We start from the raw sequence: 20,409 nt of genomic DNA on the forward strand, positions 1-20,409 counted from the left end.
GTGAGGGGACGGGGCGACGCCACATTGGGTGGTTGGTCATGCGAGGCTCTGCTTGCACCCGCATCCGGCGCTGCGCGCTAGCTTCTCCCGGCGGGAGAAGGGACGCGAAGCGCTAAGCGCACACAACCCCCACTCGTTACACTTGCCCGGCTCTCCCCACACGACACCGCAGCATGCAGTTGATCGATATCGGCGCCAACCTCACCCACGACTCCTTCGACCGCGACCGCGACGCCGTGCTGCAACGCGCACGCGAGGCAGGCGTTGCGCAATTGGTGATCACCGGTGCCAGCCGCGAGCATTCGCCGCTGGCTTTGCAGTTGGCCCAGCAGCATCCCGGATTCCTCTACGCCACCGCCGGCGTGCACCCGCACCACGCCGTGGAATTCACCGCCGAATGCGAGGCCGAAATGCGCACGCTGCAGGCGCACCCGCAGGTGGTGGCGGTGGGCGAATGCGGGCTGGATTATTTCCGCGATTTCGCCCCGCGTCCGGCCCAGCACAAGGCCTTCGAGCGCCAGCTGCAACTGGCTGCCGACAACGGCAAGCCGCTGTTCCTGCATCAACGCGAGGCGCACGACGATTTCCTGTCGATCATGCGCAGCTTCGACGGCCGGCTCGGCCCGGCGGTGGTGCATTGCTTCACCGGCAGCCGCGAAGAACTGTTCGACTACCTGGACCGCGATTACTACATCGGCATCACCGGCTGGCTGTGCGACGAGCGCCGCGGCCTGCATCTGCGCGAGTTGGTACGCAACATCCCGGCCAACCGCTTGATGATCGAAACCGACGCGCCGTACCTGCTGCCGCGCACGCTCAAGCCGATGCCCAAGGATCGCCGCAACGAGCCGATGTTCCTGTCGCATATCGTCGACGAACTCGCGCGCGATCGTGGCGAGGAGGTGGCGCTGACCGCGGCCAACAGCACCGCGGCGGCGCGTGCGTTCTTCCGTCTGCCCGCGCCTGCAGCTGCGGCATGACCTGCGCGGCGTGGGCGATCACGCCGCCAGCAACTCCCAGCCCTGCGCATCGCGCAAGCGCAGCCCCGGTTGCGGTGCATCCACGCTGACCCGCACGCCGCTGGCCCAGGGCAGCTGCCGCTGCTGTGGAAACCAGCGCCGCGCCTGATCGACCACGATCAACAAGCCATCATCGTCGCCCAGCGCGGCAAAACCTTCGAGCGCCGGCGCAAACGGCCGCACGCCGAAGTGATGGGCGACACTGCTGGTCACCACCGCGACATCGTTGCTGGGTAAGCCGATCTCGCTCACGCACAGCAACTCGTCACCGTGGAACGCGCCGTCGCCGGTGGCCACGTCCTGCACCGCCCGACGCGCGATCAACTCGAGTACCGCGCCATCGGGGCCGGCGAAATACACCGATCGCGACTGCCATACGCCGTCCAGTTGAAACTGCCGGCGGCCATGTGGATCGGCAAGCAGCTTGCTGCGCGCGCCGATCCACTGCGCAGCGGCGTCGAAGCGCGACGGCGCCACGTTGAACGCCAGATGCACGCTGCCCACCGGCTGCTGCGCCTGCACGCATTCCAGGCTGCTCCAGCCGATGCGGATGCTGTTGCCGTGCTGCGGCAGCTGCAGTACCTCGCGATAGAAGCGCAGGCTGAGGTCGGGGTCCAGGCAGGGCAGCAACAGATGGCGAAGATGCATGGCGGGCGCAGGTGATGGAAGGTGCAGACATTGAACGACCTCAATCGCGGTTGAGGTCAAGCGGTGTGCCCGGATGGTGTTACCTGGATTCGGCAGGGCACGTGCGCGCGCTGGCAACGTGCATGCTGTCTGCAGCGAAGGCCCTGGCCGCGATGATGTCGCCAGGCAAGCAGCATTGCGGGCATGCGTGCTTCCACAGGATCAATGGCTTCGGGTGCGGCTGAGGGTGTGTGGATCAGACCTCGGATCAAGAGAACAAGCGCCACCGCTGGTGGCAGACAACGCAATCCAGCATCTTTCCGCCTGGGCAGGTGTAGGAGCGCACTTGTGCGCGAGGGCGTTACCGGGAGAGCCACGTCGCGCACGGGTGCGCTCCTACAACAACCGTGGTGCTGTCGGCTCAAGACCAGCCTGGCTCACAGCACTTCCGCCAGCGCCCACAGATGCCGGACCAGCGGCGCGGTGTCCAAGGCGCCGGGCGCGACTGCAAGGGCCAGCCTGGCCAGCGGCATCTGTCCTTCGATATCCAGATAGCGCACGCCGGGCAGCTGCAGCTGCGCGGTGGAGGCGGGCACCACCGACACGCCCAGCTCGGCGGCGACCAGGTTGACGATGGACGACATCTGCGGCGCGTCCTGGGTGATGCGCAAGGTCACGCCGGATGCGCGGCAGGCGGCGAGGATCTCGTCGTACAGGCTGGACCCGAAGCTACGCGGGAACAGGATGAACGGTTCACCCGCGAGCGCCGCCAGTGGTGCGCTGTTGCGGGCGGCCAGGCGATGCGCGGTGGGCACGGCGATCTTCATCGGTTCGTCGGCAAAGCGCAGCAGTTGCAGGTCGGGCGGCGTGCTCAGGCCGTAGCGCACGAAGGCCGCGTCCAGGCGGCCATCGGCCAGGGCCAGCAGCAGCCCGGCAGTGTTGGTTTCTTCCAGCAACAGCTCGACCTGCGGCCATTGCCGGCGAAAGTCGCGGATCAGGTGCGGCACCACCGGGTTGAACGCGGCCGAGGCGGTGAAGCCCAGCCGCAGCCGGCCGGATTCGCCGCGCGCCACCCGCCGTGCGGTTTCCGCGGCGCGCTCCACATCGGCGAGCACGCGGCGCACCTCGACCAGAAAGGCCTCGCCGGCCGGGGTCAGCTCGGCGCCGCTATGGGTGCGCCGAAACAGCGGCGTGCCCAGATCACGCTCCAGCGCCTGGATCTGCTGGCTCAACGGCGGCTGGCCGATGCCGACCCGCGCTGCGGCGCGGGTGAAGTTGCCCTCCTCGGCGACAGCCAGGAAGTAGCGCAGGTGGCGAAGTTCCATGCTATCTGTTCTGCATATGGCAACTGCCAGGATCATATATTGGACAGGGGGTCAGCGCAGGCGAATACTTGCCGTCCCACGTCTCGATGCTGCGCCTGTGTCCTCTCCCGATCGCCGCACCAGCAGCCTGCCGGCCACCGCCGGCCGTGCCGACAACGCCGCCGCCGCCGATGCGCCGGCCAGCGGCCGCATCCGCCTGGCCCTGTTCCTGGCCGGCTTTGCCACCTTCTCGCTGCTTTACAGCGTGCAGCCGGTGCTGCCGGAGTTTGCGCGCTCTTTTGGCGTGGACGCGGCCACCGCCTCGCTGCCGTTGTCGCTGGCCACCGGCGCGCTGGCCCTGGCGATCTTCTGTGCCGGCGCAGTGTCGGAGAATCTGGGCCGGCGCGGGCTAATGTTCGTGTCGATCGCGCTGGCCGCGGTGCTCAACCTGATCGCCGCCTTCCTGCCGCACTGGGGCGCGCTGGTGCTGGTGCGCACCTTGTCCGGTATCGCGCTGGGCGGGGTGCCGGCGGTGGCGATGGTGTATCTGGGCGAGGAACTGCCGGCCAACAAGATGGGCGCGGCCACCGGCCTGTATGTGGCCGGCAATGCCTTCGGCGGCATGAGCGGGCGCATCGTGATGAGCGTGCTGACCGATCACTACGACTGGCGCACCGCACTGGCAGTGTTGAGCGTGTTCGACCTGCTGTGCGCGCTGGCGTTCTTCTGGTTGCTGCCGCCGTCGCGCAACTTCGTGCGCCGGCACGGCATCAACCTGCGCTTCCATCTGCGCGCCTGGGCCGGGCATCTGCGCGACCGCAACCTGCCGTTCCTGTTCGCGCTGCCGTTCCTATTGATGGGTGTGTTCGTCTGCCTCTACAACTACGCCGGCTTCCGGCTGGGCGGGCCGGAATTCGGCCTGAGCCAGAGCCAGATCGGCATGATCTTCAGCGCCTATGTGTTCGGCATCGTCAGTTCGTCGGTGGCCGGTGCGGCGTCGGACCGTTTCGGGCGCGGCCCGGTGGTCACCACCGGCATCGTGCTGTGCGTGCTCGGCGTGGCGCTGACCCTGGCGCATGTGCTGGCGCTGGTGGTGGCCGGCATCGTGTTGCTGACGATCGGCTTCTTCATTGCGCATTCGGCGGCCAGCGCGTGGGTGAGCCGGCTCGGCGGTGCGCACCGCAGTCACGCCGCATCGCTGTATCTGCTGGCGTATTACGCCGGCTCCAGCGTGATCGGCGCGCTCGGCGGCTGGTTCTGGCAACACGGTGGCTGGGGCGCGCTGGTCGGCATGTGCCTGACCTTGCTGGCGCTCGCCTTCGCCGCGGCCTACGTGCTGCGCCAGCGCGCCGACGACACGCGGCCATACGGGCGCTTTGCGCCGCATCCTGCACGCGGCGAGTGACGCGGTTCGACCGCCGCGTCCAAGAACGACTGGCTGCAAGACTGCGCGGTGTCTGTCAGCCGCTCTAGCGCGCCCGCTTGCTGCGTCTGGTCTGAGCTGCAGGCGGCAGCGTGGTCGCGGCATCCGCCGCACCCTGTGCCAGGGTTTCCAGCAAGCGCGCACGGCGCCGCTCCAAGTCGGCCAGCTGGCGCTCGATCAGCTGCAGGCGTGCCCGATGCGCCTGCGCGGTTTCCGGGCACATCTGCGCGCCTTCCACCAGACGCATGCAATCGGGGAAGCCGAGGATGTCGTCCAGGCTGAAGCCGGTGGCGATCAGGCGCTGGATCTGCCGCACCTGTGCAACGCAGGCGGCGGGAAACACCCGGTAGCCGTTTGCGCTGCGCGAGGAGGTCAGCAGCCCATGCGCGTCGTAGTGACGAAGCGAGCGCACGCTGGCGCCGGTCTGCAGCGCCAGCGCGCCAATGCTCAGTGAGGGTTCGGACGATGTGGTCATGCGCCCAGCATACGTTGCACGCAACGCTTGACCCTCACATTGGTGTGAGGCTCGAGGATGGTGGCTCACATTGTCTGGAGCTCACTCCGATGCCTGTTCGCTTTCTCCCCGTCATTGGCATGATGCCGATGCGCTACCTGCTGGCCTGCCTGCTGCTGTTCTCTTCAACCTTGGCGGCGGCGGGGCCGGCCTCATCCCCGGCGTCGCGCAGCTACACCGTCACCGCGCCCGACGGCGTGGCCCTGGCGGTGCAGGAGCATGGCGCCAGCGATGGCAGGGCAATCGTGTTCGTGCACGGCCTGCTCGGCAGCCGCATCGATTGGGACGCGCAGCTGGCCGATCCTTGCCTGCAAGGCTATCGCTTGATCACCTACGACCTGCGCGGGCATGGGCTGTCCGGCAAGCCGGCGGCAGCGTCCGCGTATCGGGACGGCATGCGCTGGGCCGACGACCTTGCCGCCGTGGTGAAGGCCGCAGACGCGCGCGATGCGGTGCTGGTGGGTTGGTCGCTGGGCGGTGCGGTGATCACTAACTACCTCACCCGTTACGGCGACGAAGGGCTTGGCGGCGTGGTGTATGTCGATGGCGTGATCGAATTGCGCGCAGAGCAACTGGGCGCGCATCCGGCGATCTATCGCGATCTGGTCTCCGACGACCTGCGCACGCACCTGCGGGCGGTGCAGGACTTCCTGCGGCTGTGCTTTGCCACCCAGCCGCCTGCGCCGGTGTTTGAAACCTTGCTGACCAACGCGTCGCTGGCCTCGTGGGACATGCAGCGTGCTGTGCAGGGCATGTCGATCGACGTTGCCGGCCTGCAACGCACGCAGCTGCCGGTGCTGCTGATGTACGGCGCGCGCGATGCACTGGTGACCACCGGGCCGACGCTGGCGCGTGCACGGCAGCTGCAGCCGCGTGCGCAGACGGTGCTGTATCCCAACGCCGGGCATGCCCCGTTTCTGGAAGACAGCCCGCGCTTCAATCAGGATCTGCTGCGCTTTGTCGAACAGGCCGCCAACGCCCACTGACGCGGCGTGATGGCACGCGCGGTCCGTATGGCGCGCTGCGCTGTGCTGCCGACCCGCGCAGCGCCCGTTGCCGCCGCGCAGGTCGGCACGCCGATGGCGGCACACCCTTGCGTCATCGGCGGTTACAGCGTGGGCGAGGTGCCGGCAGGTGCAGATCCGGTCGCCGGGTCGTACTGCGGATGGCGTGGGTCCATGCTGGGGGGCGTGAAGGTGCCCGGCCGCAGCGCGCTTTCGCGCCAGGCGCGCACCAGCAGGTCGCGCAGCATCGCTGCGCCGTCGCCGGCGGTGCGATAGACCATCGCGCGGCCGTCGCTGCTGGATGCGTCGTCGAAGGCGCCGGCCTTTTCCAGGCGATAGACCTGCTCGACACGGCCGGTGCCGATGTCGAGAAAGCCCAGGATCTGCTCGAACACATCGCCATCCTGGTGCGCCAGGGCCGGCATGCGGCTCAGCAGGTCCTGCGGGGTCAGCGCAATCTTCTCCACGTAATCGCTCTCGAACTTGCCGTGCACCTTCGGGTCGGTGCTGTAGCCGTGCGGGTTCGGCCCCTGCCAGCCGTCGTGATGGATGCTGTCGTGCTGCGGCTGCGCGCCATCGCCGATGTAGTGCGCAAACCAGCTGACGTAGAACGCGCAGTTGCGTTCGAGCTCTCGGGTGTCCTGGCCCTTGGCGCGCAGCGTGCGGAGTTGCCGCATGGTCGCCACGATGCGTTGGTAGCCTTCGGTGGCGGCGTACGGCAAGGTGCCGGCCCAACGCACGTTCATGCGCTGCGCCAGTTGTGGGTCGCTGCCGGCGATGCGCCGTTGTTCGTCGTACAGCGCCAGCACGAAGGCGTAGCGCGAGCGCGGCGGATGCTGCATGAAGGCGAACTGCTCGCGGAACCAGCCGTGGTTGGGGTCTTCGTCAATCTTGAGGAAGGGTTCGCTCTCGCTGCGCCAGCCGTCCGGCAGCGTGGCGCCGTCGGCGATCACCTGCGCGTACTGCTTGAGGAAGACCGGGCCGTCGTCGGGCAGGGCCTGCACCGCGGCGCTGTCGATGGCGGCATGCGCGCGGTGGCCCCAGGCGGCGGCATCGCCGGAACACGTCGCTGCTGCAACCAGCAGCGCACAGGCAAGACGGGAAGCTGTCATGGCAGTCCTTGTGGCCTGCAGCGCAGCTGCGGCGCTGCAGGCGATGGATCGGGAAGTGGAGCGCTGGCATCGAGGCTGCGACACCCCGGACGCCGGCGCACTCAGAAGTGGTAGGTCACTACCAGCCGCGAGTTGCGCTCGTAGATTGGCCGGCCGTAGATCGGTGCGCGCGTGCCCTGGCCGGAGATGGTGTCGGTGCGCGGGTTGCCTTCGGTCAGCGCAAAGGTGTTGGTCAGGTTGTCCACCGACAGCTGCACGTCCCACGGGCCGTTGCGCACCAGGATGTTGGCCGCCAGGGTGTCGTAGGCGGCCAGCTCGGTGGTGTTCTCCAGGTCGGCGTAGCGCTTGCCCACATAGGCGTAGCGCAACGAGGTTTCCCAATCGAACGCACCGGTGGTGAACAACAGCGTCGGGCCGGCATTGCCGTACAGCTTCGGCTGGCGGTTGGGCATGTTGCCGTCCACGTCGACCACGGCCACTGCGCCATTGGCCACCACTTCGGTCAGGTCGGACACCTTGGTGTCGTTGTAGGTCAGGTTGGCATCAAGACGTAGCCACTGCGCCGGCGTCCACACCGCCGCCAGTTCGATGCCGGGATTGGTGACGCTGCCGCGGTAGTCCTTGGATTCGGCCGCGCCGGTCTGCGGATTCACCGCGCTGGTGCCGATGTTGTACGGGTCGTACTTGGTGTAGAAGGCGGTGGCGAACACGTCCAGCGTGTCGAAGTTGAGCTTGGTGCCGAGCTCGAACTGGTCGGCGGTGGGAATGTTGACGTTGCCTTCGTTGGCGCCCTCGCTGGGCGCGCGGTGCGCACGCGAGGCGCGGCCGTAGATGCCGACGGTGGGGTTGATGTCGTAGTTGAAGCCCGCGGTCCAGTTGGTCACGCCCACGTCCAGCGCGGTGTGCGCGCGGGCCCCGGTGAACAGGCGCGCGGCATCGTCGGCCAGGGTGTCGGCCATGCCCAGGTTGCCGGTGCTGCGCAGCATGCTCCAGGCGCGGTAGCGGTAGCGCTCGTGACGCACGCCGGCTTCCAGGCGCAGCTTGTCGGTCACCTGCCAGGTGTCGGCGATGTAGGGCGCCAGCATGCTGGTGTAGGCCTTGCCCTGGGTGCGGTCGGCGCCGTAGATCACCACGCCGTCCTTGGTCACGCCACCGACCACGTTGCCGGCCGCGTCGTAGCCGAGCAGGTCGATCGTGCGCGGGTTCTGCCGCATCTCCAGCAGATAGCTCTGGTAACGCGAATTGTAGGAACGCGCGTAATAGGCGCCGTACACGCCGAGCGTGATGTCGTGGGTGTCGCCGCCCCAGTCGAAGCGGCGGTGCAGGCGCAGGTCGTCGGCGAACGAATCGGCGCGCACGTTCATGGCGCGGTACTGGCCCTGGATCACCAGGCCGTCGGTGCTGGCCGGATCGAAGCGGCTGCCGTCGTCGGTGTAGACGTAGCCCAGCGAGCTCAGCCCGGGAAACGCGGCGCTGGCGGCGGCGCGGCGGCTGTTGGCATACGCGGCGGCGTCCTGCGGCGCATTGCTGGAATACAGTGCGTCGAAGGTCATGTCCAGGCGATTGACGATGGCCTTGTTGGACAGGCTCCAGCCATTGTCGAAGGCCAGGTCCAGGTTGGCGCCCAGATGGTTGAACTTCATGTGGCGGCCATCGGACAGGTCGCGCAACTCGCGCTGCGGCGCGCCGTTGGCATCGCTGGAGACGATGCTGGCGCGTTTCAGCTGCGCGCTGCTCAAGGTGCCGGTGAAACGGTCGATCAACGGGTCCAGCGAACGCGAGGTGTCGCGCGGGTCGTACAGCGGGATCGGCATGTAGAACGCGTTCTTGTCGTCCAGATGCTTGGCGGTGAAGGTCAGCTTGCCGTGCTCCAGCGTGTGCGTGAGGTTCATGCGGAACTGCCCGCCCTCGTCGGCCGGAAAGCCCACGTCGCGGTAGCCGTCGTTGCGTCGCACGAAGCCGCCGGCAGCCAGGTACCAGCCGTCGGCAAGCTTGCCCGACCAATAGCCATCGAGCCGATACAGCCCGGTGTCGCCGACGGTGGTGCGCACTGCGCCTTCGGGCGTGTCGCCGCCCTGGCGGGTGACGAAATTGACGATGGCCGCGGCATTGGAAGCGAAGATCGGCGACGGCCCGCCGCGCACGGTTTCCACCGATTCGACCATCAGGTCCGGGCGCACCAGGCCTTCGGTCTTGTAGAAGTAGCCGTTGTTGTCAGGGTAGGGGCTGATGCCGTCTTCCTGGATCACCGCAAACGAGCCTTCGTCGGGAATGCCGCGGATGCGGTAGACGTTCTGCACTTCGCCGCCGGTGGATTCGGCATAGATGCCGGGCATCGAGCCGATCAGGCTGGCGAGGTTGAGCGGGGCCAGCTTGTCGATCTGCTCGGCGGTCAGCGCGGTGATCGCATACGAGGCGTCGAACTGGTTCTGGGCCTGGCCGGCGCCGGTGACAATCATCCGGTCCAGCGAGAAGATGCCGTCCTCGCCCTTGCGGGTGGCAGGCGTGGCGGGTGCGGCTTCCTGCGCGAGCGCGGGGGTGGTTAGGGTCAGTGCAAGCAGGACGGTGAGCGGACGACGCGACACGGCACGACGCACTCCGGAGCGCGTCCGGATGTGGGTGTAGGGCATGGCAGGAGTAGGGTCAGCGGGGGAGCTGCCCACTGTCGCGGCGCCATGTTTCCGCAGCGTTGCGTGTGCGCCCGATCACGTTAAGTTAGCGGGCGCGCGTGCCGATCTGTGACGTGGCACCTGTTTTCAAGCGGTTTCAACCGTGCGCAGCAGGTAGCCGGCTATGCGTCGTTCGGTGCGCATCACCCGGTCAATCGTTCCGCCCTCGGTGTCGTCGCGCCGGTGCCAGCTCGGACATCGCAAGCTGCGCCACGCTGGCAGCCCCTTGTTCGACGCTGCCTGGACCGGCGTGGTCGTTGAGATCGATAGCGGCGCGAGCGTGATTGATCGCATTGAACGCATCGGCGCATTGACCGCAAAGCCTGCGTTACGCAGTGCCTTCGCCAGCGACACGGTGAAGCAATCGGGCGCTCGGCGCCGTCGCGCAGCGCCACGGGTGCGGAGCTGGAGGGGCGCTTGCTTGGAATCACCAAGAAGGCCCCCAGACTATGTGCCATCCATCCGTGTGTACAGTCGCCTTCGTGAGCACCTCATTCCCCCTGCCAGCACCGCGCAAGGCCCCGCAGCAAGCGCGCTCGCGCGCTACCGTGGAGGTCATCCGCCAGGCCAGCATCCAGGTGCTGGTGGCCGACGGACTGCACGGCTGCACCACCACGCGGGTGGCCGCGCGTGCCGGCGTGTCGGTCGGCAGCGTGTACCAGTACTACCCCAATCGGCAGGCGATGTTGATCGCGTTGCTGCAGTGGCATCTGCAGGCGGTGATCGACGCGGTGGAACGGGCCTGCGCGCAACAGCACGGGCGCACGCTGGCGCAGCAGTGCGAGGCCTTGGTGCATGCCTTCGTGCAGGCCAAGCTGCAGCACGTGGATGTCTCGCGCGCGCTGTACGCCATTGCCGAGCTGCATGGTGGCGCCGCGCTGGGGTCGCAGGCGCGCAAGCGCTCGCAGCAGGCGTTTGCCGCTGCGCTGGCCACCGCCGCGGATGTGCGCTTCGACGATTGCGAGGCGGTGGCCGAGATTGGCATGGCGGCGATCACCGGGCCGGTAAAGAGCCTGCTCGAGGAGGGTGCGCCTGCGGTGCGGATTGCGCCGCTGCAGGCGCAACTGGTGGTGTTGCTGCACAGTTATCTCATGGCCACCGGAGTTGCGCGATGACGGCGGTACTCGCTCAGGACGGCAACGCGCTGCAGGACTTCATCGAACGCCATCGGCGCCTGTTCGTGCTCACCGGTGCCGGTTGCAGCACTGATTCGGGCATTCCCGATTACCGCGATCTGCAAGGCGGCTGGAAGCGTCCGCAACCGGTGACGTTCCAGGCCTTCATGGGCGAGCTGTCCACGCGGCAGCGGTATTGGGCACGCAGTCTGGTCGGCTGGCCGCGCTTCGGGCTGGCGCAACCCAATGCCACCCATCACGCATTGGCCGCACTGGAAGCCCGCGGCCAGCTGGAACTGCTGCTGACGCAAAACGTGGACCGCCTGCATCAGGCCGCCGGCAGTCAAGCGGTGATCGATCTGCATGGCCGGCTCGATGTGGTGCGCTGCATGGGCTGCGAGCGGCGCATGCCCCGTACCGAATTCCAGCTGCTGCTCGAGCACGCCAACCCCGGCTGGGCCGACCTGGACGCCGCGCAGGCGCCCGATGGCGATGCGGACCTGGACGATGTGGCCTTCGACAGCTTTGTGGTGCCGCCGTGCCCGGTGTGCGGCGGCGTGCTGAAGCCGGATGTGGTGTTCTTTGGCGAGAACGTGCCGCGCGAGCGCGTGGAGCGCGCATTTGCGCATCTGCAGGCGGCCGATGCGGTGCTGGTGGTGGGCTCGTCGCTGATGGTGTATTCGGGCTTTCGTTTCGTGCAGACCGCGGCCAAGGCCGGCCTGCCGATCGCCGCGCTCAACTTCGGGCGCACCCGTGCGGACGAGCTGCTCAGCCTGAAGGTCGAACAGTCGTGCGCGCAGGCGTTGGCGTTCCTGCACACCCCGTTCGATCCGCTGCGTGCACGCAGCGTCAACGATGCCAGTGCGCGTTCGGCATGACGCAGTGATCCATTGCAGCGGTTGTGCCCACGCGCCCGGCGCAGTGCAATGGGCATCCCCGTGTCATCTGTGGATGCCCCCTTGAGCCAGCTGTTCTCCCCCATCCGCTTCGGTCCGCTTGCGCTCGCCAACCGGATCGTCATCGCCCCGATGTGCCAGTACTCCGCACAGGACGGCTGCGCCAGCGACTGGCACCGCATCCATCTGGGCACCTTGTCGCAATCCGGTGCCGGCCTGCTGATCCTGGAAGCGGCCGCGGTGCAGCCGCAGGGGCGCATCTCCTACGCCGACCTTGGTTTGTACGACGATGCCACCGAGCAGGCGCTGGGCGAGGTGCTGGACTCGGTTCGGCATTGGTCGCCGATGCCGATCGGCATTCAACTGGCGCATGCCGGACGCAAGGCCTCCACCGATCTGCCGTGGAAAGGCGGCGAGGCCATCGCGCCGGATCACGCGCATGGCTGGCAGACCGTGTCCGCATCGGCGCTGGCGTTCCATGACGGTCAGCCGTTGCCGCAGGCACTGGACGAGGCCGGCATCGATGCGGTGGTGCAGGCCTTTGTCGATGCAGCACAGCGCGCCGAACGCCTGGGCCTGGCGCTGATCGAGCTGCATGCCGCGCATGGCTATCTGATGCATCAGTTCCTGTCGCCGCTGAGCAATCAGCGCAGCGATGCGTATGGCGGCTCGCTGGAAAACCGCATGCGGCTGACGCTGCGCATCTTCGACGCGGTGCGCGCGGCGGTGTCGGACAAGATTGCCATCGGCGTGCGCATCTCCGCCACCGACTGGGTGGAGGGCGGCTGGGATCTCGAGCAGAGCATCGCCTTGTCCAAGGCGCTGGATGCGCGCGGTGCGCACTACATCCATGTCTCCAGCGGCGGGCTGGATCCGCGCCAGCAGATTCCGGTGCAGGCGGGCTATCAGATTCCGTTTGCGCAGCAGATCAAGGCGCAGGTCAGCACACCGGTGATCGGTGTGGGCCTGATCACCGAGCCGGCGCAGGCCGAGGCGATCCTGCAGGACGGCCAGGCCGATGCGATCGCGCTGGCGCGCGGCATCCTGTACGACCCGCGCTGGCCGTGGCATGCCGCTGCCGCACTCGGCGCGTCGGTCACGCCCTCGCCGCAATACCTGCGCTGCGAGCCACGCGATGCGCGTGGCGTATTTGCCAGCTGATCCATCCGATAGACGTCATAACGAACAAGGACAACGCATGCCGATAGGATTTCTGGGCTTGGGCACGATGGGCCTGCCAATGGCGCACAACCTGCTGCGCGGCGGTTTTGAACTGCGTGTGTGGAATCGCTCGCCGGAGCGCGCGCAGTCGCTGCGCGAGGCTGGTGCCACGGTGGTGGATGCACCGCGCGACGCCGCGCACGGCCCGCTGCTGTTTTCGATGCTGGCCGACGACAACGCGGTGCGTGCCACCGTGCTGGAGCAAGGCGTGCTGGACGCGCTGCCGGCCGGCAGCGTGCACGTCAACATGGCCACCATCTCGGTGGCACTGGCGCACGAGCTGACCGCCCTGCATGCCGAACGCGGCGTGGCCTACGTGGCCGCACCGGTGCTCGGCCGGGTCGATGTGGCCGAAGCCGGCAAGCTCAACATTCTGGCCGCCGGCGACGAGGCGGCGCTGGCGCGCGTGCAGCCGATGTTCGATGTGCTCGGTCAACGCACCTGGGAGATCGGCCACACCCCCGAGCAGGCCAATGCGGTCAAGCTGGCGGCCAACTTCTGCCTGGCCAGCGCGATCGGCGCCATGGCCGAAGCCAGCGCGCTGGCACGCGGCCACGGCGTGGATGCCACCCAGTTCCTGGGCATGCTCACCAGCACCTTGTTCGCCGCGCCCGCGTACCAGGGCTACGGCCGCCTGATCATGCAGCGCGAATACCTACCGGCCGGCTTCACCGCCACCCTGGGCCGCAAGGATGTGGATCTGGCGATCCAGGCCGGCGCCGACAAGCAGGTGCCGATGCCGCTGGGCGAGTTGCTGCGCGCCGGCCTGGACGAGGCCATTGCGCATGGCGACGGCAACGCCGACTGGGCGGTGCTGGCAGAGGTGTGGGCGCGGCGGGCCGGGCAGGCCTGATCGCAGCCTCCGCAAAGCGGAGCTAGCCACTCTCCCGTCCCGGTGGGGCGGCACGGCTTGCGCGTCACTGGCGCGCGTGCCTCGGAGTGCCCGCGCTGCTGGCGCGGGCCGGGGCGCGGAGCAGGGGTTGGGGTGAGGGGACGAGGCGACGCCACGTGCAGCAGATTTCGCACGCCGTCAGCTCCATCTGCTCCCCACTCTCAGGCCGCTTCGCTTCATAGCAACACGGTCCACCTCTTGCTCACCTCAACATGCAGCAGACCTTCTAAAATGCCGGCTCGTGACAGCCGCCGCTCCAGGGAGGATGCGATGCGACACCTGCATATCACGCTCGGTTCGACCGAGCGCACAACGCGCGCACTGACCTGCGCCGGTGGTACACGATGACCGCCGTACCGGTCGTCGACCAGGGCCCGGTGGGCCCGGACCACCCCGAGCATCCGGACCACTATCTGTTCGCGCAGATCCGCGAAGCGGTGGCCGCGCTCGATGCCGAGTTGAACAAACCCACCGACGAGGCCAGTGTCCGCATGGCCGCGCGCCTGCTACCGCTGGCCAAGCAACATGGCTTCGACCAGGTGGATCACGTGGTGCTCAGCCGGCACGTCGGCGAGGTGGGCGAGAACGTGTTTCTGGTGCGTGGCGAGCTGGCCGACCCGGCGCATCTGCGTGCGCACATCACCACCCAGGAAGCGATGGAGACCTCGGTGGAGGCATCGATGGCACAACTGGACGAAATCAATCGGCGACTGATGCTGCGCCTGCCGCCGCGCTGAGTCGCAGCGGAAAGTTACGGGCGCAAGCACTGCGCCCGCAGCCGGGCGCATTGGCTATCATTGCGCCGATGCGCTCCGACTACATCCTCACCCTGTCCTGCCCCGACCGCACCGGCATCGTCTATCGCGTGACCGGGCTGCTGTTCGATCTGGCCTGCAACATCCTCGACGCACAGCAGTTTGGCGATGACGAAAGTGGCCGCTTCTTCCTGCGTGTGCACTTCGACAAGCCGCCGGGCACCGACATTGCCGGGCTGGAACGCCGCTTTGCGCAGCTGGCCGATGAATTCCAGATGGACTGGCAGCTGCACGATGCGCGCCGCCGCGCGCGGCTGCTGGTGCTGGTGAGCAAGCAGGGGCATTGCCTCAACGATCTGCTGTTCCGCATGCATAGCCGGCAATTGCCGGTGGATATCGCGGCGGTGGTGTCCAACCACGCCGACTTCGCGCCGCTGGCTGCCTCCTATGGCATCGCCTTCCACCATCTGCCGGTGAGCGCCGACACGCGCGCCGCGCAGGAAGCGCAGCTGCTTGCGCTGGTCGAGGCGCTGCAGATCGATCTGGTGGTGCTGGCGCGCTACATGCAGATTCTTTCGCCCGCGTTGTGCCGCGCATTGGCGGGGCGGGCGATCAATATCCATCACAGCTTCCTGCCCAGCTTCAAGGGTGCGCAGCCGTATCACCAGGCGCACGCACGCGGGGTCAAGATCATCGGTGCCACTGCGCATTACGTCACCGAAGATCTGGACGAAGGCCCGATCATCGAACAGGACGTGGCGCGCGTGGATCACGCGATGACGCCGCGCGATCTGGTGCGGCTGGGCAGCGATACCGAATCGCTGGTGCTTGCGCGTGCGGTGCGTCGCCATGTCGAGCATCGCATCGTGCTCAATGGCCATCGCACGGTGGTGTTTCGCTAGCAGCGTCGCATATCCCCACGGACGGTTGCAGCACGCGCAATGGAGCCGTGGTCGGGCCAGTCCGGCCAGCGAGCGCGCGGGACTGGTGCCACCGTCGCACTCTCCTTGCCGCTTCCTTCTGGAATTTTTTGCATGTCGCTAATCCCCGGCTCCAGCGCTCGCGCGCAACAGCACGCCACCCGCGCGGCGTTCTTCATTCCCGGCTTTGCTGCCGCGGTCTGGGCGGTGCTGGTGCCATTCGCCAAGGCCAGGACCGGCGTGGACGATGGCGCGCTTGGCCTGATCCTGCTATGCCTGGGAGCAGGCTCGTTCCTGGCGATGCCGCTGGCCGGCGCGGTGTCGGCGCGCTTCGGTTTCCGTGCGGTCATGGCGGTGACGTCGGCGCTGATCTGCCTCAGCCTGCCGTTGCTGGCGGTTGTTGCCGATCCGTGGTTGCTGGGCGCGGTGCTGTTCGTGTTCGGCGCCGGCGTGGGCGCGATGGATTGCGCGATGAACATGCAGGCGGTGGTGGTCGAGCGCGATGCCGGGCGCGCGATGATGTCGGGATTCCATGCGTTTTTCAGCATCGGCGGTTTTGTCGGCGCCGGCGCGATGACCTTGCTGCTGTCGGCGCAGCTCTCCCCGCGGAGCGCGGCGGTTGCCGGGGTGATCGCCATGCTGCTTGTCGCCGTGGCGTCGGTGCGCCACTGGCGGACCGAGCGCGTGGCGCAACAGGGGCCGTTGCTCGCGCTGCCCAGGGGCATCGTGCTGTTCATCGGCATCCTGGCGTTTGTGGTGTTCCTGGCCGAAGGCACCATTCTGGACTGGAGCTCGGTGTTTCTGGCCGATGTGCACCAGGTCGCCCCGAGCACCGCCGGCGTGGGCTATGTGGTGTTTGCATTGACCATGACGGTGACGCGCCTGCTGGGCGATGCGGTGGTGGAGCGCCTGGGGCGCATCCGCTCGATCGTGGTGGGCGCGCTGCTGGCCAGCGCGGGCTTCTGCGTGCTCACGCTGGTGAGCCCATGGCAGGCCTCGTTGGCCGGTTACGTATTGGTCGGCCTGGGCTGCGCCAATATCGTGCCGGCCCTGTTCTCGTTGGCCGGCAACCAGACGCGTATGCCGGAGAGCATCGCCATCACCGCGGTCACCACACTGGGCTATGCCGGCATCCTGGCCGGGCCGGCGCTGATCGGTTTCGCCGCGCATGGCATCGGTCTGGTCGGCGCCTTGCTCGGTGTTGCGGTGCTGATGGTGGGTGTGGCGGTTTCGACGCGTTGGTTGAAGGTGTGAGTGTTGGGGATCGCGCCTGTGGTTGATGGGGTGTCGGGAGTGCGTCGCGCGCAGGCACGCTCCTACGAAGGGGGGATATTGATTACGCTTCGGTGGGTAGATACTCGAAGCGATAGCCCACTCCGTACACCGAGCGCACCCATTCTTCGCCGCCCACCTCGGCCAGCTTGCGGCGCAGGTTCTTGATGTGGCTGTCCACAGTGCGATCGGTGACGATGCGGTGGTCCACATACACGTGGTCCATCAACTGTTCGCGCGAGTAGACACGCCCCGGCGCTGCGCACAGCGTGCGCAGCAGGCGGAACTCGACCTGGGTCAGGTCCAGGTCGCGCCCGGCCACGCTGGCGCGGCAGGCGGCCTCATCGATCAGCAATCCATGCGTGGGCACCGCATTGGGATCGTGCCGGTGGCGGCGCAGCACCGCACGCACCCGTGCAATCACCTCGCGCGGGCTGAACGGCTTGCAGATGTAGTCGTCGGCACCGATCTCCAGCCCGAGCAGGCGGTCGATCTCTTCGGCGCGCGCGGTCACCATGATCACCGGCACCGCGCTGAGGCTGCGCAGCTCGCGGCAGATCTCCATGCCATCGCGATTGGGCAGCATCAGGTCCAGCAGGACCAGATCCGGCGACTGCGCGTGAAACGCGGCAATCGCCTGCGCACCATCGGCCACCCAATGATGCGAATAGCCGGCCGCGTGCAGATACTCGCCCAGCACCGCGGCCAGGCGCGGTTCGTCTTCGACAATCAGCACGTGCGCGTTCGGTGCTGTGGCGGTGTCGTCCATCAGGCCTCCAGGGCCGGCAGCCGCAGCGTCACGCGCAGGCCGCCCAGGGGTGAGGCGGTGGCGTGGATCTCGCCGTCGTGCGCGCCGACGATATTGCGGCAGATCGCCAGGCCCAGCCCGCTGCCGCCGCTGGCGCGATTGCGCGAGCCTTCCACGCGATAGAAGCGCTCGAACAGGCGATCGAGCTTGTCTGCCGGCACGCCGGGCGCGCTGTCTTCGATCACGATCTCCACCAGGTGCGCGCGCCGTGCGCACTGCACCCGCAACTGGCCACCGGCATCGGTGTAGCGCAAGGCGTTTTCCAGCAGGTTGGACAGCAGCTGCTGCAGGCGACGCTCGTCGCCGTCGACATGCAAGGGCACGGTGATGCCCTGGGCCTGCAGCGTGAGCCCGGCTGCGGCAATGCGCGTGTGCATGCCGGCCAACGTGGACTGCAGCACCACGCTCAGATCGATCGGCGCGCGTCGGTAGGCCAGCGCGCCGACATCGGTGAGCGACAGGTCGTAGAGATCCTCGATCAGCTTGCCGAGCTGGCCGACCTCCTGGTGCAACGAGGTCAGCGAGTCGCGCGTCATCGGCCGGATGCCGTCCTGCAGCGCTTCCAGCTCGGCGCGCAGCACCGCCAGCGGCGTGCGCAACTCGTGCGAGACATCGGCCATGAAATCGCGGCGCGCGCGCTCGTTGTTGTCCAGTGCCTGCGCCAGCTGGTTGAAGTCGCGCGCGAGCTGGTCGAGCTCATCGCGCATGCGCGCCTCCAGTCGCGTGCCGTAGTCGCCGGCCGCCAGGCGATGGGTTGCCGCAGTCAGGCTGCGCACGCGGCGCAGCAAGGTGCGCGACAGCAGCCAGCCGAACAGCGCGGCCACCACGATGGACGCCGCGCCGACGGTCCACCACAGACGTTGCTGGGCCTGGTAGAAGCGCGCGTCGTTGGCGGTCAGCACCTTCTCGAAGGGCAGCATGCCCATCCAGCCCACCGTCTGCCCGTGCACCACCACCGGGCGCAGCGTGTCGGTGCGGCTGACATCGGGGTTGCCGATGATCACCCGGTAGTCGCGATCCAGCAGCGCGAAACGAAACACCGCGCCGGTCTGATCGGAGATCGGTGGCGCGCGTGGCGGCAGGTTCTGCGGCAGCTCCGGGCGCATCAGCACGAACCAGGCGTCGGGATTGTCGCGGATGAAGTTCCAGTCGCCGTGCTTGGCGTAGTCGGCCTGCACGCGCGGCAACACTTCCAGCATCCGCTCGATGCCCTGCTCGCTGAGATAGTCGAGAAACTGCTTCCTGAGCAGCAGCTGCCCGGCCAGGCCATTGATCAGCAGCACTGCAATGCAGGCGCTGAGGATGGCGAGGAAGAGTTTGGCGGTGATTCCGAGTTTCATCGAGGCTGGGACAACCTTGTTGCGAATGAGGTCAGGCACGCAGGTGCGCTTGCTGCAGGCATGGCAGGTTTCAGCAGCGGCGACTGCAGCTGCCGATGCAGCGCATGTCGTGCACAACCGTATTGGGACTTCATTAAACCCCGAAAGCAAGCGCCTGCTGTCTGCCGATGCAAATCTTCAAATTTGCTCCATATTCGCAGCGTAGCGTGCGCATCCTCCGATCACTCCCGAGTGCGCCGTATGCGTTGCGTTGCTTCCTCCCGTTCTGCCGTGGTGCCGCGTCAGTGGCTGCTGGCCGCCATGATCACCATCGCGCTGGCGGCGTGTTCGCCTGCGCAAGCGCCGCAGCAGCGGCAAGTGGAAGTGGGCGTGCAACGCGTGGACGTGCAGCGCCTGGCGCTGGACCAGACGCTGCCCGGGCGCACCGTGGCCTATCAAAGCGCGCAGGTGCGCCCGCAAGTGGGCGGCATCCTGCGCAAGCGGCTGTTCACCGAAGGCGAGCAGGTGCAGGCCGGGCAGGTGCTGTACCAGATCGAGCCGGCGCCGTTCCAGGCTGCCTATGCGTCCGCACAAGGCGAACTGGCGCAGGCCGAAGCAGCGGTGCTGTCGGCCAGGCCCAAGGCGCAGCGGTATCAGACGCTGGTCAAGCTCGATGCGGTCAGCCAGCAGGACGGCGACGACGCCACCGCCACCTTGCGCCAGAACGAGGCCGCAGTCACCGCGGCCAGGGCGGCGTTGCAGACCGCAAAGCTCAATCTGGATTTCACCCGCATCACCGCGCCGATCAGCGGCCGTATCGGCACCTCGAGCTTCACCCCGGGCGCGCTGGTCACCGCCGACCAGACCGATGTGCTGACCACCATCAACCAGCTCGATCCGATCTATGTGGATGTCAGTCAGTCCAGCGCGCAGCTGCTGCAGCTGCGGCGCAAGCTCGATGCCGGCCAGCTCAAGGCGGTCGATGGCAAGGCCGAGGTCAAGCTGTTGCTGGAAGACGGCACTGCCTACGCGCGCACCGGCACGCTGGAAGTGGTGGATACCGCGGTGGATGCCACCACTGGCACGGTGAAACTGCGTGCAGTGATTCCGAACCCCGGCCATCTGCTGCTGCCCGGCATGTACGTCAAGGCGGTGCTGTCGATGGCGGTCAACGAGCAGGCGATCCTGGTGCCGCAACAGGCCGTCACCCGCAACAGCAAGGGCGAGGCGGTGGCGATGGTGGTCGGCGCCGATGGCAAGGTGGCGCAGCGCGTGCTCAAGACCGGCGATGCGGTGGGCGATCGCTGGGTGGTCAGCGAAGGGCTGTCTGCGGGCGAGAGCGTGATCGTGCAGGGCCTGCAGAAGATCCAGGTCGGCATGCCGGTGAAGACGCGCGAGGTGAGCGCCACCACAGCTACCCCAGCGGCAGCGCCGAATGCAGCCGCTGCAGTCGCACCGAGTGCACCCGCTGCCGCTGCGCGTGCGGCCACGCCGACGCCTGCAGCGCCGGCCAGCGCCACGCTCAAGGCCGACTGAGGA

At 67.6% G+C, this 20,409-nt stretch carries 19 protein-coding genes; 11 read left to right on the forward strand and 8 right to left on the reverse strand.

Translation table 11 applies throughout. The features are described 5' to 3' along the window. Window positions 1-173 precede the first annotated feature (173 nt). On the forward strand, window positions 174-980 hold the full coding sequence (locus KHN93_RS01700) for a TatD family hydrolase (RefSeq protein WP_024939812.1): 807 nt from the start codon (window positions 174-176) through the stop codon (window positions 978-980). An 18-nt stretch (window positions 981-998) separates the two neighbouring features. On the opposite strand, the gene KHN93_RS01705 is transcribed toward KHN93_RS01700, so the two are convergent. Continuing rightward, window positions 999-1,667 carry a VOC family protein gene (locus KHN93_RS01705; protein WP_211921739.1) on the reverse strand — a complete coding sequence of 223 codons (669 nt, stop codon included), beginning with the start codon at window positions 1,665-1,667 and terminating at the stop codon, window positions 999-1,001. Window positions 1,668-2,083: 416 nt separating this feature from the next. Continuing rightward, window positions 2,084-2,971, reverse strand: a complete 888-nt coding sequence (locus KHN93_RS01710; protein ID WP_102583142.1) for a LysR family transcriptional regulator — start codon at window positions 2,969-2,971, stop codon at window positions 2,084-2,086. Between the two features lie 97 nt (window positions 2,972-3,068). Here KHN93_RS01710 and KHN93_RS01715 point away from each other — a divergent pair, with 97 nt between their 5' ends. Continuing rightward, window positions 3,069-4,355 (forward strand): MFS transporter, encoded by a 1,287-nt coding sequence (locus KHN93_RS01715; protein WP_211921741.1) that lies wholly within the window; start codon window positions 3,069-3,071, stop codon window positions 4,353-4,355. A 64-nt stretch (window positions 4,356-4,419) separates the two neighbouring features. Here the strand turns inward: KHN93_RS01715 and KHN93_RS01720 are convergent, their stop codons facing one another. Further along, window positions 4,420-4,848, reverse strand: coding sequence for a MerR family transcriptional regulator (locus KHN93_RS01720; protein WP_065047153.1), 429 nt, complete (start codon window positions 4,846-4,848; stop codon window positions 4,420-4,422). A gap of 89 nt (window positions 4,849-4,937) precedes the next feature. On the opposite strand from KHN93_RS01720, the gene KHN93_RS01725 reads away from it, so the two are divergent. Then, window positions 4,938-5,873: an alpha/beta fold hydrolase gene (locus KHN93_RS01725; protein WP_211921743.1), complete on the forward strand. Its 936-nt coding sequence runs from the start codon at window positions 4,938-4,940 to the stop codon at window positions 5,871-5,873. A 122-nt stretch (window positions 5,874-5,995) separates the two neighbouring features. On the opposite strand, the gene KHN93_RS01730 is transcribed toward KHN93_RS01725, so the two are convergent. The 3 genes from KHN93_RS01730 to KHN93_RS01740 all read right to left on the reverse strand — a co-directional run bounded on the left by KHN93_RS01730 (window position 5,996) and on the right by KHN93_RS01740 (window position 10,026). After that, the gene (locus KHN93_RS01730) at window positions 5,996-7,003 is read right to left on the reverse strand and encodes a phospholipase C/P1 nuclease family protein (RefSeq protein ID WP_244812187.1); all 1,008 of its coding nucleotides are present in this window, start codon (window positions 7,001-7,003) and stop codon (window positions 5,996-5,998) included. Between the two features lie 101 nt (window positions 7,004-7,104). Further along, window positions 7,105-9,588, reverse strand: coding sequence for a TonB-dependent receptor (locus KHN93_RS01735; protein WP_230608483.1), 2,484 nt, complete (start codon window positions 9,586-9,588; stop codon window positions 7,105-7,107). Between the two features lie 171 nt (window positions 9,589-9,759). Further along, a complete protein-coding gene (locus KHN93_RS01740) occupies window positions 9,760-10,026 on the reverse strand; it encodes a hypothetical protein (RefSeq protein ID WP_146098506.1) in 267 nt (88 codons plus the stop codon). 95 nt (window positions 10,027-10,121) lie between these two features. Here KHN93_RS01740 and KHN93_RS01745 point away from each other — a divergent pair, with 95 nt between their 5' ends. From KHN93_RS01745 to KHN93_RS01775, 7 genes are all read left to right on the forward strand, one after another. After that, window positions 10,122-10,787 (forward strand): TetR/AcrR family transcriptional regulator, encoded by a 666-nt coding sequence (locus tag KHN93_RS01745; protein WP_047126304.1) that lies wholly within the window; start codon window positions 10,122-10,124, stop codon window positions 10,785-10,787. Then, a complete protein-coding gene (locus tag KHN93_RS01750; protein WP_211921745.1) occupies window positions 10,784-11,665 on the forward strand; it encodes an NAD-dependent protein deacetylase in 882 nt (293 codons plus the stop codon). The genes KHN93_RS01745 and KHN93_RS01750 overlap by 4 nt, the downstream gene beginning before the upstream one ends. A gap of 60 nt (window positions 11,666-11,725) precedes the next feature. Then, complete coding sequence (locus KHN93_RS01755) at window positions 11,726-12,844, forward strand: NADH:flavin oxidoreductase/NADH oxidase (protein ID WP_211921747.1); 1,119 nt, start codon at window positions 11,726-11,728, stop codon at window positions 12,842-12,844. 37 nt (window positions 12,845-12,881) lie between these two features. Next, window positions 12,882-13,757 (forward strand): NAD(P)-dependent oxidoreductase, encoded by an 876-nt coding sequence (locus tag KHN93_RS01760; RefSeq protein WP_211921749.1) that lies wholly within the window; start codon window positions 12,882-12,884, stop codon window positions 13,755-13,757. Window positions 13,758-14,140: 383 nt separating this feature from the next. Beyond that, window positions 14,141-14,533 carry an XVIPCD domain-containing protein gene (locus tag KHN93_RS01765; protein ID WP_047126299.1) on the forward strand — a complete coding sequence of 131 codons (393 nt, stop codon included), beginning with the start codon at window positions 14,141-14,143 and terminating at the stop codon, window positions 14,531-14,533. A 68-nt stretch (window positions 14,534-14,601) separates the two neighbouring features. After that, window positions 14,602-15,453: a formyltetrahydrofolate deformylase gene (gene purU / locus KHN93_RS01770; protein ID WP_016901474.1), complete on the forward strand. Its 852-nt coding sequence runs from the start codon at window positions 14,602-14,604 to the stop codon at window positions 15,451-15,453. Between the two features lie 132 nt (window positions 15,454-15,585). Then, window positions 15,586-16,725: an MFS transporter gene (locus KHN93_RS01775; RefSeq protein ID WP_126968185.1), complete on the forward strand. Its 1,140-nt coding sequence runs from the start codon at window positions 15,586-15,588 to the stop codon at window positions 16,723-16,725. Window positions 16,726-16,807: 82 nt separating this feature from the next. Here KHN93_RS01775 and KHN93_RS01780 read toward each other — a convergent pair whose 3' ends face one another. Then, window positions 16,808-17,512, reverse strand: coding sequence for a response regulator (locus KHN93_RS01780; protein WP_126968184.1), 705 nt, complete (start codon window positions 17,510-17,512; stop codon window positions 16,808-16,810). Next, window positions 17,512-18,891 (reverse strand): sensor histidine kinase efflux regulator BaeS, encoded by a 1,380-nt coding sequence (baeS, locus tag KHN93_RS01785; protein ID WP_211921751.1) that lies wholly within the window; start codon window positions 18,889-18,891, stop codon window positions 17,512-17,514. The genes KHN93_RS01780 and baeS overlap by 1 nt, the downstream gene beginning before the upstream one ends. A 240-nt stretch (window positions 18,892-19,131) precedes the next feature. On the opposite strand from baeS, the gene KHN93_RS01790 reads away from it, so the two are divergent. Continuing rightward, the gene (locus tag KHN93_RS01790) at window positions 19,132-20,406 is read left to right on the forward strand and encodes an efflux RND transporter periplasmic adaptor subunit (RefSeq protein WP_280518752.1); all 1,275 of its coding nucleotides are present in this window, start codon (window positions 19,132-19,134) and stop codon (window positions 20,404-20,406) included. Window positions 20,407-20,409 lie beyond the last annotated feature (3 nt).

Source organism: Xanthomonas arboricola pv. juglandis (genome assembly GCF_905367715.1).
In the GTDB taxonomy this organism is placed as follows: Bacteria; Pseudomonadota; Gammaproteobacteria; order Xanthomonadales; family Xanthomonadaceae; genus Xanthomonas; species Xanthomonas arboricola.